Below are 13,183 nucleotides of genomic sequence, written 5' to 3' on the forward strand. Positions count from 1 at the left end.
TCTAGCGGACCGATCGCGCGATCAGCGCCCTCGGCGACCCTGCGGCACGGAGCAACGCTTCAATGCTGCCGGCCGGGTCCGGGCCGTTCGGGATCGCCTCGGCCGACAGGTGAAGAGCGACTGCCTGTTGCGATCCGCCGAACAGGCGCCCCCGCAGGGTGGCGAGCTTCACGTCGACAGGGCTTGCCGTCAGGGTATCGCCAATCCGGTACCAGCTCGTCACCAAACGCCGCACAGGGCCGGGCGCCGTGATCCACATTGCTGACCCGGCTGCCACGGCCGGCGCGTCATTTACCCGCAGCCAGCGATCCTCGGCCCGCAGCACACCAACGCCATAGCCGACGAGCTCGCGCCCTTCCGCCTGCCGCGGATAAGCCGCAACCGCGACGTCGACCGCCCGGCCGTGCCCGTCCGCGTAGCGCTGCATCGAGAGAGCCGCACCGGGGTACCAGGGCCGCCAGGCGGCCGAACTCTTGCCGGAAACGCGATGCCACCCCGGAATGTCCGGCAGCACGATCAAGGGTGCGGCTGCAGTGCGGCTCTCAACCGCCGCAGCCCAGACGGGAAACACACCCGCCCCCGCCATAACGAGCGCCGCCGCCGCGATCAGGGGCAGTTGCGGGCGAACCGGGCCTTTCAGGGTTTCGGGGTCGAACGCCGGGTCATCCGCAGGCCGATCGAAGAAGCGCCACGCGACGGCCAGCATCCCGGCTACCACCAACGCGAAGAAGACCCAGCCATAAACGATGTGGTCGAACCCGCCCGCCGTCTCGACATCGGTCAGGTCTGCGGCAAGGATGGTGGCAAAGGCGCGCAAACCATTGGCGAGCACCGGCACGACCAGGCACGCGGCCAGCCAGACAAATCGCCGTCGTCGGGAGCGGAACCCGACCTGCGCGACCAGCACGCCAAAGGCAGCCATGGCGATGACGAACTTGGCCCCAGAACACGCCTCCGCCACCTCGAAATAGTAACGGCCGGCATGGATCATTACGCCGTCGGCACTTGCCGGGATGCCCGCCAATGCGAGGAGCGGCATCACCAGGCGGACGGTGATGGCCTGAAGCGGTGCCTCCAGCCAATCGCCGAATGGCACCAGGAACAGCGCATAGCCGAGCGGAAAGGCAAGCCCGCGCGCCACCCTCGGTCCGAGCAGTGTCACCACGGCCCCGATCAGCATCAGCACCAGCGCGAACTGCCGGGCGAAGGCGACGGACGCCGCCTGCCCTAGCCACCACTGCGCCCCGCCAGCGCTCACCAAAAGAAGCCCGGGCCACCATGCAACCGGCTCCAGCTCCGCTAGCTGCTCGCGGCGCTGCCACACCAGCCAGCCGAGGATTGGCGCGATCAGCAAACAGTGGCCGAAGGTGCTGCTGGTCCACCAGATGCCGACCATGTCGGACAGGTCGCGCGCGAAGATCAGCAGTATCGCGGCTGCAACGGCAGCGACCACCGAAAGGTGCATGCGCCAGCGAACCGGCACAGCAAAGGTCGTTGCGGGGATCGCCACCGTCACGCGAACAGCGCGTCGAGCGGGGCGAGGTTTGCACGCCATTCATAGCGTTCCAGCACTCGCGCCCGCGCCGCCCGGCCGAGCGCGCCCGCCGCAGGCCTGTCCGACAGCAGTTGCGCGAGCGCCTGCGCAAATCCCGCCGGGTCGTCGGCGGTCCTCAGCGTTCCGGCATGGTCGATCCCCTCTGCCGCCGCGCTGGTCGCGACGACGGGTCGCGCCATCGCCATCGCTTCGAGCACCTTGTTCTGGATGCCGCGCGCCAGATGCAGCGGCGCGGCAGCGACTGCCGCGCGCGCGAGCCAGGGCCGCACATCCGCGACCTCACCAGTCACGGCCACGCCAGGCTGCTGTGCCAGGGCCTTCACCGCGGGAACGGGCGCTCGCCCGACAATGGCAATTTCCGCGTCCGGATGGATCTCGCGCAGCACTGGCAGCACGCGCTCGACCAGCCAGACGGCGCCCTCGACATTGGGGGCATAATCCATCTGTCCCGTCATCACGACCAGCGGCTCGGACGGTGGCGCGAAGATCGCTGGATCGAACACACCCGCATCGATCCCGTTCTCGACCGCTATGACGCGCCCTGATCCGCCGCCCCTTGGGAACAGCGCCGCCTCGGCTTCGCTAACGAACAAGGTCGCGCTTGCACGCGCCGCCACGTCGCGCTCCACCGCGCCGAGCAGCCGCGCCTCGCGGGCGTAAAGCGACGCGAGCGGACCGCGCCCGCTGGTCGAAAGCTGCGCGAATTTGGCCGAGTCGACATCGACCAAGTCCATCACCGTTCGCGGCCCGTCGGGGAGATACTGCGCCATCTGCCCCGAAAAGGCATAGGTCGCCCCGATCGGATGCGCTGCCCGGACCTGCGCCACCGCGCGGGCGAAGTGCGGGTCGGCGAAGGCGGTCATCGACACCGCCCGACCTGTCGCCAGCGCCTCAGCCAACGCCCGTGCACGTGACTTACGCCGATGCAGCAAGGTGCAACTCGCGGTGACGGCGGTCAGCTCAGGCGCGGGCAGCGTCTGCGCCGCCTCGTCAACAAAGGCGACCAGATGGACGCGATGGTGCCGGGCGAGGTGCTTCAGCACATGCCAGCTGCGGATACGGTCGCCCCTGTCCGGCGGCCAAGGGGCACGGTGCGCCAGGAACAGCAAATCCATCAGCCCAGGCCGCGGGCTATCCAGGGGCCGGCCAGATTGGCGATCGGGAGCGGCAGGCGTTTCCACGTCCGCACCATCAGCGCGTATTTGGGGTTAAGCGGGTTCACCTCTCGCGCCGGGCCATCCGAGCGCTTCGCATAGCGGCGCGGGACCGGCTCAAATCCCCAGTTCTTCTTGAACGACGCCGCACCGGTGCCGGCCTTGGAGCGCCCGAAATCAAACCGCCTACAGCCGCGCGCCCGCGCATGGTTCATCAGCGCGAAGTACATCATGTCGTTAGCGCGCAGGGCTCGCGCCGCCGCGGTGCCGCCGCCCCAATAAGGGTACACCGTGCCCTGCCAGTACAGGCTCAACACCGACGCGACGGCGCGTCCCTGATGGCGAACGGTCAGAACGTCGCTGTCGACCGCCGCCGCCACGTTGGACAGAAGCCTTGGCGGGAAGACGGGGGTGCCGAGGTTGTGCACCGATTCGGCATAGACCCCGTAGTGCTCGCCGAGATCACGCCCGACCGAAACCTCCAGATCGAAGCCGAGCGCACGGCGAACCTCCGCGCGCTGCTTGCGCGGGATCGCGGCAAGCTCTGCCGCCTCGTCGCCTGCCAGTGGCCGCACGAAGCCAAGATAACTGCCCTCGTCGACCGCCCAGCCTTCGGGCAGCGCTCCGCCGCGCAATTCCACCTCCGGGCAGCCCAGACGCCGCGCCAGTTCCCATGCACCGCTGGCGAGAGATTCCACCCCGTCACCCAGGATGCCGCCGTCCACCCCGAAACCCGTCGACACCAGCGCCCGCCCGAACAGGCGCGACCGCATCTCTGTCAGCGGCAGCACGCCGATCACGGCTCCATTGGCCCGCTCCGCCACCAAGTATCGGGCGCGGTTGCCCGTCGCGCGCGCGACGGCGGCGCTCCAGCCCGCCAGGTGAAATGGCGTGGATCCGGGCGTACTCGCGACAAAGGCGTCGATGCGCGCGCGTTCGCGGTCGTCGGCAAGGTTCGCCTCCCGAACCCCGACCGGCTGAGTCACCAGTGACATCGTCACGCGGCGATTGCCTGGTCGACGCGGCCCCACTCGTGCCGGGCGAGCAGCCCAGCGAGCTTGCCGCGCATTGCGCCGAGCCGGCTGTAATGACGCAGGCGAGAACGCAGCGGCGCGCCCGTGACCCGGGGCTGGTCGGGGTCGACTTCCCAGGGATGGAAGTAGAACATGGCCGGCTGCTGCTCGGCATTGGCCCGACGCACCGCGCGATCGGTCACGGCCGAGGGTAACAGGCGAAAAAAGCCTCCGCCCGCCGTTACCTGCTTCGGGCCGACTGTAGCGATCGTCACCGGCACCTCCAGCAACGGGCTGTCCGCCAGCGGACGGTGCGCATAGCGTGGCGCGTCGGGCCAGCCATAATGGTCATGTGCGATCGGGGCGATGCTGGATGAATAGCGGTAGCCCGCCGCGGCGAGCTCGACATGGGCCCAGGGCGTGCGGGTATCGACGGAGAAGCTCGGCGCGCGGTAACCGATCACACCCCGCCCGCTCGCATCCTCCAACGCGGAACGCGCGCGGGCCAGGTCCGCGCGGAACGTAGCCGCGTCCATGGTCCACACCCGCTGGTGGTCCCAACCGTGGCTAGCAATCTCATGTCCTGCGTCCGCGATCCGCCGGATCAACGCAGGACAGCGATGCGCAACCCAGCCAAGCGTGAAAAAGGTCGCGGCCACGCCGGCTTCCGCGAACAGGTCGAGCACTCGCCCTGTGTTCGCTTCCACCCGGCTTTCGAGCGTCGGCCAGTCGTCCTTGTCGATCACGCGTTCGAACGCGCCGACCTGAAACCATTCCTCCACATCGACCGACATGCCGTTGAGCATGGTGCGAACTCAGGCAGCGCGGTTGGTGAGCGTGGGGCGGGCGTCCTCCCCCTCCACCCATTCGACAAGCATGTTGAGCACGCGGCGCAGCGCCAGGTCCTGCTCCTCGATGCGCGTCTCCAGCTCGATCAGCCGCGCCGCCGTCTCGTGATCAATGGCGGGAGCGACCGGCGCGTTGGCCGACGAAACCAGCTCGGCCGCAGCCGTGACGGCCTTGGGCGCGTGCTTGGCGGAGGGTACGGGCAGATCAGCGCGCATGTCCGCCACCACCGCTTCGACCGCATCTGCGTTGATCAGGTCCGATCCCGACAGCGCGGCGTGCAGCATGACCCGGTTCGCGATCGAATTCAGCTGGCGCGGCACACCGCCCGACGCGCGATGGAACGCGGCAAAAGCATCGGCGGTGAAATCGGGCTTTCCCTTCCAGCCCACGCGGAGAAGGCGGTGCGCCATGTACGCGTCCACCTCTTCCAGGCCCATGGGCTCCAGGTGATGGATCGCGATCACACGCTGGCGCAGCTGCTCAAGGTGGCTTTCGCCGTGAAGGCGGTCGCGGAACTCGGGCTGGCCGAGCAGCACGACCTGCAGCATAGCCCGCCCGCCGGCCTGAAAGTTGGAGAGCATGCGCAGCTCCTCCACCGCCGACACAGACAGCGCCTGCGCTTCATCGACGACCAGCAGGGTACGACGCCCAGTGCGCGCCACGCTGTGCAGCCCGCGTTCGATGGCGAGCAGCAGCTCCGCCTTCGCCAGCCCGCGCGGTTGTACGCCCAGCTGCACCGCCACTATGCGCAGCAAGTCGTCTGCTTCCAGGGCAGTCGACACCATCCGGATCGCGTTCAGCGAGGTTGGGTCGATGCTGGCGAGCAAATGCCCCATCAGCGTGGTCTTGCCCGCGCCGATCTCCCCCGTGATGACAACAAAACCCTCGCCCTGCTGGAGCCCGAACCCCAGATAGGCCATCGCCTTGCGGTGGGTTGCGGTTTCAAACCAGAAGGCCGGGTCCGGCGTCAGCTGGAAGGGACGGCCGGTAAGCCCGAAATGATCCTCGAACATCTCAAACGTCCTTAGAAGGTATAACGGGCCGCGAGCTGCGCCTGGGCGGACCAGTCGCTGGGCAGGTCGCCGACCTTGAAGCTGTACAGGCCGGCGCTCGCGGTGGTGCTGATCCGGCCGAAACTGCGATTGTAGCTGCCGACGGCGCCGTACGACCAGACCCCGTCCGAGTTGACCTGACCCGGATCGAAATAGTTGGCGAACAGGTTCAGATCGACCGTGGAAACCGGGCTCATCCGTCGCGAGTAGAAGCCCTGGGCGTAATAGCTTTCGTCCTCCACGCCGAAGACCGACACGCCAGGATTGGCGCGGGAGAACAGCTTGCGATTCACATATCCGGCGCCGAAGCCATAGGTGTTCAGCCCCCGCGTGGCGGTGACCACGGCATCCAAACCGCGGGTGCGATAGGTGGCCGTCGTGATCGATTGGAGTACGCTGTTCAGGCAGGATCCCGGCGCCGCGCCGGACGTACCAAAGATGCAACCGTTGAACTGTTGCGAATACAGGTCGCGCGCGGTCACGAAGCTGGTCGGCAGGGACCCGATATTGTCGCGCAGCTGATTTCCGAACGTCTCGACGCTGTCGTACAGGTTCACGGCGACCCCGACACTGCGGGACGCGGCCCAGGTTGCCTGCCCGGTATAGATGGTGGAGCCATAGCGGCGCCCCACCGCGCCGGAGACGGAGGTGCGTCGGTTGGGCCGCCATACCACGCCCGCATCGAAGTAGACGCCGTCGGTACGGTAATCGACGCGGCGCGGGCTGGCGGGATCGGTCACGAAGCGGCCATTGCCGTCGGTCACCGGCACGCCCGTCACCGCGTTAACCAGCGGAGCCCGGCTGGAGGAGGTGACCTTCTCATAGCCCACCCCGCCCTGCAGGGCGAGGTTCGCGGATACCGGCAACAGCGCATCAACCCGGCCATACGCGTCTTCGAACCGCTGGCTCAGCTGGCCCGCATCCTCACGCACATAACCACCGCTCGCGGTCAGCCCGACCGGTAGCAGCGTGCCGGGCGCAAAGCCGATGCGCGCGGTCGCGACGATGCCAAGCGAATCGTCGTAGTAGTCGCGACGGGGCCGGCCGACGACCGCCGGGTCGAAGCCAGGCGTTTCGACCTTTGTGTAGCCGATCCGGTAATCCGCCCCGACCGTGAACGCGCCCAGCGTCGTCGACAGGCTGGGCCCCGCGTAAAGAGAATAAAGCTGCGAAACATTGGTGTTGTTGCCCAGCAACAGCCCCGGCGCGGCACCGCGAATATCAGACCGGGTCCGCGTTGCCAGGCCGCCCGCCTCCAATGTCAGCGCGTTGGTGACGCGTGCCGCCACGCGGGCCAGGCCGAGGTGCAGGTCGTCGTCGCCGACGCCCTTTTCCCATGAAAAATTGTGCTGGTAGCGATAGCTCAATTGCGCCGAGGTACGCGCGGTGTCGGCCGACACGTCCACGCCCGCGGCCAGCGTGGTATAGGTCACCGCGTCGCCGTTGTTCAGGTCCCAATCGAGCAGCTGCCCGACCTCGACATAGGGCGCGACCTGCACGCTCCCGCGATCGCCCGACCTTTCCTGCGCCGCGGCCGGCGCTGCCAGCGCCAGCGTCGCCGTCCCCGCGATGAGCGCCTGTTTCAGGCTCATCACCTGTTCTCCTGATCGTAATAGCTGCCAAAACGCGCGCCGCTCGGCACGAACGACACGGCATTCAGCACCAGCGCGATATGCTCGCACGCGTCGAGCAGCCCGACGGCCTGGCCGACCTCGCTTTCAGGGGTATGGTCCGCGCGCACCACCAGCATCACCTGGCCGACCAGCATCGCCAGCACCGAAGCGGGGCTGGCCGCCAGCGCGGGGGGCGAATCGAACACCAGCAGGCGGTTGGGCTCCGCCTCCAGCAGCCGCGCGATCACGGCACGAGTGCGGGCGGAGGCAAGCAGCTCGGTATCCGTCGCCGTACGGGTACCCGCGCGCAGCACCGACAGGTGCGGCACGTCAGTGCGCACGACCAGCGTTTCCGGGTCGAGATGCGTGTCAGCCAAAGCGTCGAGCAGCCCCGGCCCTTCGGTCAGGCCCAACTGCCGCATCACGTCGGGTTTGGCGAAGTCCGCATCCACCAACAGCACTTCCAGGTCACGCTCCGCCGCAAGGCTGAGGGCGAGGTTTATCGCGCAAAACGTCTTTCCGTCGTTCGGGCGTGCGGAGCAGACCAGCAGCGAACGCGCCTTTTCGGGCGAGCCGCCCTCGGCCACCCGCTCGCGCGTGATCAAGAGCTGGCGCTTCACCAACCGGAATTCCTCCGCCAGCGGACCCACGGGCGCGCCGGGGACGATCATGCCGGCCTCAGCCAGCATCAATCGATCGATCGGTGCGACGTCCTGCGGGTCCCGCGCGGGCGCGATGTCCTCATCATAGCCGCCGAACTGGTCGACCGGCGCGAAGTGCGGCTCCCATTCAGGCGCTGTCTCGAAGTCGGGCTCGATCGGCGGCAGTGGCTCGGGCTGTGCGGCCAGCGGCTCGGGCGACCGGAACTGACGCCCCCAGTCATAGGTCTGCGCCGCACGTTCCAGCAGGGAACCGCCATCCTGCGCAGGGTGGTCGATCTTCTCGTTCCTCATGCTGCCATCCCCCGCTGGAGAAGCTCTACGCCCAGCAGCAGCACGTACGCCGCCGGCAAGGCCGCCGCGCCGCCCAGGAACAGCTTCAGCTTCTTGGCGCGGTCCTCCGACTGGCGCCGGGTCACGACCTCCCCGATCGATCCGATCACCGGCAGGCCTGCCGCCTTTTCCAGCCGCGCTTGCGTCGGGAAAGTGGTGCGCAGCTTACCCATGGCGAACGCACCGCCGACTCCTGCGCCCGCACCAAGCAGCAGCACCGCTGTCAGCAACAGGAAACGGTTTGGCGCGGTCGGCGCACGCGGCAGGGTCGGCTTATCGATGACCGAGAAGCGGACGCGATCGGTTTGCGACTGGGCCTGCCCCTTCAGCGCCGTTTGTTCGCGCTGGGCGAGCAACTGGTCATATTGGTCCTTAAGGACCTGGTAATCGCGCTCGATCTGTCCCTGTTCTGCCGCGACCGCGGGATCGCCGGCAAGCTTGGCGTTGAGCTGGTCGAGGTCGGCCTGCAGCTGCGCCTTTTTGATCCGAAGGCCGGCGACCTGGCTCTGCTTGTCCGCCAGCATGGACTGGAGCGACAGGTAGAGCGGATTGGGCGTGCCCCCGCCGGCTACACCCGCAGGCTCGCTGCGAGCCGCGCCCGTGGCGGCGCTCAGCTGCGCCTTCAACGCGACGACATCGGGGTGGTTTTCGGTGTAGCCCCGCGCCCGCGCATCAGCGAGCTGGCCCTGGATCGCGGCCAGACGCGCGCGAGCAGGACCGCCGGTGACACCACCGGCCCCAGGCAGGCTCGCCTGGGTGCCCGCCATCTGCCCCTGCACGGCGGCAAGGCTCGACTGCGCCGCCGCAAGGTCACCATCGACCTGCGCCATCTGCGCGCGTGACGCGCCGATCCGGTCGCTCACCGAGCCTGCGCCCGGCAGCGAGCCGAGATACCGGTTCTGGAAATCCGCGCGCTTGGCTTCGGCGTCCTGCAGCTGTTGCTGGCGCTGGGCGAGCTGCTGGTCGAGGAACGCGAGCGACTGGGTATTGCTCCGCCGGTCGCCCGCCAGGTTGCCGTCCACGAACACGTCGATCAGCTTCTGGGTCACCTGTTGCGCCAGCCGCGGGCTCGACATGGTAGTGGTCAGCCCGAATACATTGTCCTGCTGCGCATCCACCTTGATCGCGAGGGCCAACGAGGCGACGCGGTCGGCGACATCGCGGTCGCTCGACACCGTGTTGGCGAGGTCGGTCCCGCGCACCACCTTTTCGAGGTTCACCGCGCTGACCATCGTCTGGCGAACGCTGGTGATGTCGCGCGTGGTGTCCGTCGGCACACCGTTCATCTGCTGCGGCAACAGCGTGTTCATCTGGATCAGCACGCGCGCGGTCGAGGTGTAGCGGCTGGGCATCTGCGACACGACGAGCCAGCCGAGCACACAGGTGGCCCAGGCGATGCCCAGCGCCAGCCAGCGACGTGTCCACACCGCGTGCAGCGCTATCCGCGCTTCATCGTAGATGCCGTTCAACGGACGGTCCTCAGAACATCGACTCGGGGATGATGATCACGTCGCCCGGCTCCAGCCGGACATTCGCGGACGAGTCGCCCTTCTTCAGCAAGTTGCTGATCTGGAGCGCGAACTCCTTCTGCTTGCCCGTGTCGCGGTCATAGCGGACCAGCTTCGCCTTATTGCCCGCTGCGTATTGCGACAGCCCGCCGACCGCGATCATCGCGTCAAGCAGCGTCATGTTGGCGCGGAACGGGATGGAGGCGGGCTTCTCGGTCGCGCCGACGATGCGGACCTGCTGAGAATAGGTGCCGGAGAAATTCTCCACGATCACAGACACGATCGGCTTGTTGACGTACTCGGACAGCGCCTTCTTCATGTCGTCGGCCAGCATGGCGGGCGTCTTGCCGACCGCGGGCATGTCGTTGACCAGCGGCGTGGTGATCCGACCATCGGGGCGCACCTGCACCTTCGCCGACAGCTCCGGGTTGCGCCACACAAAGATGTTGAGCTGGTCGAGCGGGCCGATGACGTATTCTTCGCCAGGCTGCTCCTTGGACGCGACATAGGACGCAGAGGGCAGCTCGGGACGCCCGCCATTCCCACCGGCACAGGCGGTGGTCATGGTGGCGAGAGCGCCTAGGGTCAGGACCGAACGGGAAACGGAACGCATGGCCGACAAATCTCCTGAGCTCGGGCCCGTACGGGCGCTCGGCTTGGCTGATCGGCTATGCGCGGGAGAGGTGAAGATAGCGTTAGGGCTGAGCGCTCAGGCGACGACCTCCGCCGCCGGGGGGTGGCCGAGGAACGCGGTCGGCGACGCGGTTGCGCCATATGCGCCCGCCAGGAACACGGCGATCAGATCGCCGACACTGGCCGCAGGCAGCCCGACATGATCCCCCAGCCGGTCGAGTGGGGTGCAGAGCGGGCCGACCACTGAGGCCTCCTGAACATCCTCCACGTTCACCGCATGGGTCAGCGCGAGCGGATAGTTTCGCCGCACCACCGTTCCCAAATTCCCGGTGGCAGCGAGCTGATGATGCAGCCCGCCGTCGACAACCAGAAAGGTCTCGCCCCGGCTCTGCTTCACGTCGACAATTCGGGTCAGGTACACGCCCGCTTCTGCGACGAGCCAGCGGCCGAGCTCGATCGCAAAGCGCGTATTCGCCAGGATCGCGGGGCGGCTCGCGAGCGCGCCGGAAAGCGACGCCCCCACCGCTTCAACGTCGAGCGGCCTGTCGCCCGCGAAATACGGCACCCCGAACCCGCCGCCGAGGTTGACGAGCGGCGGCGCGGCGTCCGCCTCCTCAGCCAACCGCGCCACGAGCGCAAGCGTCGCTGCTTGTGTTTCGATCACCGCCTCGGCGCTCAGGGCCTGACTTCCGGCATAGACGTGGAAGCCCCGCCAATCTGCTCCAGCCCCCACCAGCATCCGGACCAGCGCCCCTGCCCGTTCGGCATCCACCCCGAACGGCGACGGGCGTCCGCCCATCCGCATCCCCGACCCGCGCAGTTCCAGGTCCGGGTTGACCCGCACCGCCAGTCTTGGCTGCACCCCGATCTGCTCGGCGATGGCGAGCGCGCGCTTTGCCTCGTTCTCCGATTCCAGGTTCAGCGTCGCGCCCGCCAGGATCGCCGCCTCCAGCTCCGCATCGCGCTTGCCAGGACCCGCGAAGCTGATCGCGGCCGCCGGCTTTGCATTGAGCGCCCGGGCGAGCTCCCCCGACGAAGCGACGTCGAGCCCGTCAACCAGCGGCGCGATTGCGGCGAGCAGGCCGGTGTGCGGGTTTGCCTTGATCGCATAATGAAGGTCGACGCCCGGAAACGCCGCGCGAAACCGCGCGACACGCGTTGCGACCATGGCCGGATCATAGACGAAGACCGGGGTGCCATGCTCGGCAGCCCAGCTATCGGCCGAACGTCCCGCGATCATCAACTCGCCGCCTTGGCCCGCGAACTCGCGCGGTAAAGGGCCGGTCGGCTTCATGCTTCCTCTCCCCCGCGCAGCATCGCCGCGATGGCCGCCCGGTCCAGCTTCCCGTTGGCGTTGCGCGGCAGTTCGTCCAGCCAGCGGTAACGCTGCGGCTGCTGAAAGCTCGGCAGCTCCGCCCTCAACCGCGCGCGCAACGCTCCCTCCCGCGCCGGATCGCCCGCCACCGCCACCGCGATCGCCTGCCCCAATCGCTCGTCCGGCACGCCCACCGCGACCGCCTCGCGCGCCTCACCGCCGGACAGCACCGCTTCCTCGACCTCGGCCGGGCTGATGCGGTTGCCCGCCGACTTGATCATCTCGTCGTCCCGCCCGACAAAGCGTAGCAGCCCGTCCAGGCCGACCATCATGGTGTCGCCCGACCATACCGCCGTGCCCCCCAACCGTGACCATGCGGGTGCCGGACGGAAGCGGCGGGCCGTACGCTCCGGGTCCCGCCAATAGCCTTTCGCGACCAGTGGGCCGGCATGGACCAGCTCACCCGGCTCACCTGGGTCCGCGCGAGTACCGTCAGGGCGGACCACCATCACCTCAGCAGACGGGATCGCAGCGCCGACCGCATCGGGATTAGCGTCGATCAGCGTCGGATCGAGGAAGGTCGAACGGAATGCTTCGGTCAGGCCGTACATGGCGAAGATCCTTGCCGCCGGAAACCGCTCACGCAGGCCTCGCACCATACGCGGCGTGAGCGCGCCGCCAGAGTTGGTCAGCCTGTTCAGACGCGCCGAAACCTCGCTCGGCCAGTCAGCCTCCAGCAATTGCACCCAGAGCGGCGGCACCCCGGCCAGCGTGGTTGCCCCCACCCGTTCAACAGCCTTCACCACATCGCGCGCGGTCAGATAGTCGACTGGCGCAACCACTCCGCCCGCATACCAGGTCGAGAAAAGCTGGTTCTGCCCATAATCGAACGACAGCGGCAGCACCGCCAGCACGCGGTCGTCGCTCCCCAGCCCCAGATAGTGGGCGACCGACACCGCCCCCAGCCACAGATTGGCATGGCTCACCATCACTCCCTTGGGAGCGCCCGTCGAGCCAGATGTATAGAGGATCGCGGCAAGGTCATCAGGGTCGGCAGTCGAGGGCGATAGCGGCTCTCCCCTGCCCGCCTCCGTCATGACCCGGCAATCGTCGGGCACATCGCCCGGCACCAGCGTTGCTGCGCGCGCCGGCTGCGTCAGCAAAAGCGCCGCTCCGCTGTCGGCAAGGATATGGGCGACCTGTGCACGACGTAGTGCCGGGTTAATCGGCACGTGGACCAGACCCGCCCGCGGCGCGGCAAGCGGCATAAGGCAGGCGTGGCGTGTCTTGGGAAGCCAACTTGCAACGCGCGCACCCGGAGCAAGGCCAAGGCTGGCCAGCCACCCCGCGAGCGCTGCAACCTCCGCCTCTGCTTCCGCGAAGGTCAGTTCGCCCTCGCGATCGATCAGGGCCAAATCGTCCGGCCGTCCGCGCAAGGCATGGTCGATGGGCCGGGGCACAGGATCAGGCGCGATCATCGCTACCCCATAGCGCGAGGG

At 68.0% G+C, this 13,183-nt stretch carries 11 protein-coding genes; all 11 read right to left on the reverse strand.

Annotated features, from left to right (window positions below; all coding sequences use genetic code 11):
• Nucleotide 1: 1 nt before the first annotated feature.
• The 11 genes from xrtA to FHS94_RS10875 all read right to left on the reverse strand — a co-directional run bounded on the left by xrtA (nucleotide 2) and on the right by FHS94_RS10875 (nucleotide 13,162).
• Entirely contained in the window at nucleotides 2–1,516 is a 1,515-nt protein-coding gene (xrtA, locus tag FHS94_RS10825) for an exosortase A (RefSeq protein WP_343055247.1), read from the reverse strand.
• On the reverse strand, nucleotides 1,513–2,670 hold the full coding sequence (locus tag FHS94_RS10830) for a TIGR03087 family PEP-CTERM/XrtA system glycosyltransferase (protein WP_184057672.1): 1,158 nt from the start codon (nucleotides 2,668–2,670) through the stop codon (nucleotides 1,513–1,515). Before FHS94_RS10830 ends, xrtA begins: the two co-directional genes overlap by 4 nt.
• Nucleotides 2,670–3,704, reverse strand: coding sequence for a FemAB family XrtA/PEP-CTERM system-associated protein (locus FHS94_RS10835; protein WP_184057980.1), 1,035 nt, complete (start codon nucleotides 3,702–3,704; stop codon nucleotides 2,670–2,672). Before FHS94_RS10835 ends, FHS94_RS10830 begins: the two co-directional genes overlap by 1 nt.
• A 2-nt stretch (nucleotides 3,705–3,706) precedes the next feature.
• Nucleotides 3,707–4,528 (reverse strand): XrtA system polysaccharide deacetylase, encoded by an 822-nt coding sequence (locus tag FHS94_RS10840; protein ID WP_184057674.1) that lies wholly within the window; start codon nucleotides 4,526–4,528, stop codon nucleotides 3,707–3,709.
• 9 nt (nucleotides 4,529–4,537) lie between these two features.
• Complete coding sequence (locus tag FHS94_RS10845) at nucleotides 4,538–5,584, reverse strand: ExeA family protein (RefSeq protein WP_184057677.1); 1,047 nt, start codon at nucleotides 5,582–5,584, stop codon at nucleotides 4,538–4,540.
• Nucleotides 5,585–5,595: 11 nt separating this feature from the next.
• Nucleotides 5,596–7,215 carry a hypothetical protein gene (locus tag FHS94_RS10850; RefSeq protein WP_246348543.1) on the reverse strand — a complete coding sequence of 540 codons (1,620 nt, stop codon included), beginning with the start codon at nucleotides 7,213–7,215 and terminating at the stop codon, nucleotides 5,596–5,598.
• The gene (locus FHS94_RS10855) at nucleotides 7,215–8,189 is read right to left on the reverse strand and encodes a P-loop NTPase family protein (RefSeq protein ID WP_184057679.1); all 975 of its coding nucleotides are present in this window, start codon (nucleotides 8,187–8,189) and stop codon (nucleotides 7,215–7,217) included. Before FHS94_RS10855 ends, FHS94_RS10850 begins: the two co-directional genes overlap by 1 nt.
• Nucleotides 8,186–9,697: an XrtA system polysaccharide chain length determinant gene (locus tag FHS94_RS10860; RefSeq protein WP_184057681.1), complete on the reverse strand. Its 1,512-nt coding sequence runs from the start codon at nucleotides 9,695–9,697 to the stop codon at nucleotides 8,186–8,188. The genes FHS94_RS10855 and FHS94_RS10860 overlap by 4 nt, the downstream gene beginning before the upstream one ends.
• Before the next feature lie 10 nt (nucleotides 9,698–9,707).
• Nucleotides 9,708–10,349 carry an XrtA/PEP-CTERM system exopolysaccharide export protein gene (locus FHS94_RS10865; protein WP_184057683.1) on the reverse strand — a complete coding sequence of 214 codons (642 nt, stop codon included), beginning with the start codon at nucleotides 10,347–10,349 and terminating at the stop codon, nucleotides 9,708–9,710.
• 96 nt (nucleotides 10,350–10,445) lie between these two features.
• On the reverse strand, nucleotides 10,446–11,663 hold the full coding sequence (locus FHS94_RS10870) for a pyridoxal-dependent decarboxylase, exosortase A system-associated (protein WP_184057685.1): 1,218 nt from the start codon (nucleotides 11,661–11,663) through the stop codon (nucleotides 10,446–10,448).
• The gene (locus tag FHS94_RS10875; protein WP_184057687.1) at nucleotides 11,660–13,162 is read right to left on the reverse strand and encodes an AMP-binding protein; all 1,503 of its coding nucleotides are present in this window, start codon (nucleotides 13,160–13,162) and stop codon (nucleotides 11,660–11,662) included. Before FHS94_RS10875 ends, FHS94_RS10870 begins: the two co-directional genes overlap by 4 nt.
• Nucleotides 13,163–13,183 lie beyond the last annotated feature (21 nt).

It is taken from the genome of Sphingomonas aerophila (assembly GCF_014199305.1).
Classification (GTDB): domain Bacteria; phylum Pseudomonadota; class Alphaproteobacteria; order Sphingomonadales; family Sphingomonadaceae; genus Sphingomonas; species Sphingomonas aerophila.

Coding starts and splice junctions, on each gene's coding strand:
- FHS94_RS10850 (WP_246348543.1), bottom strand. CDS start 7,215: ATGAGCCTGAAACAGGCGCTCATCGCGGGGACGGCGACGCTGGCGCTG.
- FHS94_RS10875 (WP_184057687.1), bottom strand. CDS start 13,162: ATGATCGCGCCTGATCCTGTGCCCCGGCCCATCGACCATGCCTTGCGC.
- FHS94_RS10855 (WP_184057679.1), bottom strand. CDS start 8,189: ATGAGGAACGAGAAGATCGACCACCCTGCGCAGGATGGCGGTTCCCTG.
- FHS94_RS10845 (WP_184057677.1), bottom strand. CDS start 5,584: ATGTTCGAGGATCATTTCGGGCTTACCGGCCGTCCCTTCCAGCTGACG.
- FHS94_RS10870 (WP_184057685.1), bottom strand. CDS start 11,663: ATGAAGCCGACCGGCCCTTTACCGCGCGAGTTCGCGGGCCAAGGCGGC.
- FHS94_RS10835 (WP_184057980.1), bottom strand. CDS start 3,704: ATGTCACTGGTGACTCAGCCGGTCGGGGTTCGGGAGGCGAACCTTGCC.
- FHS94_RS10840 (WP_184057674.1), bottom strand. CDS start 4,528: ATGCTCAACGGCATGTCGGTCGATGTGGAGGAATGGTTTCAGGTCGGC.
- FHS94_RS10865 (WP_184057683.1), bottom strand. CDS start 10,349: ATGCGTTCCGTTTCCCGTTCGGTCCTGACCCTAGGCGCTCTCGCCACC.
- FHS94_RS10830 (WP_184057672.1), bottom strand. CDS start 2,670: ATGGATTTGCTGTTCCTGGCGCACCGTGCCCCTTGGCCGCCGGACAGG.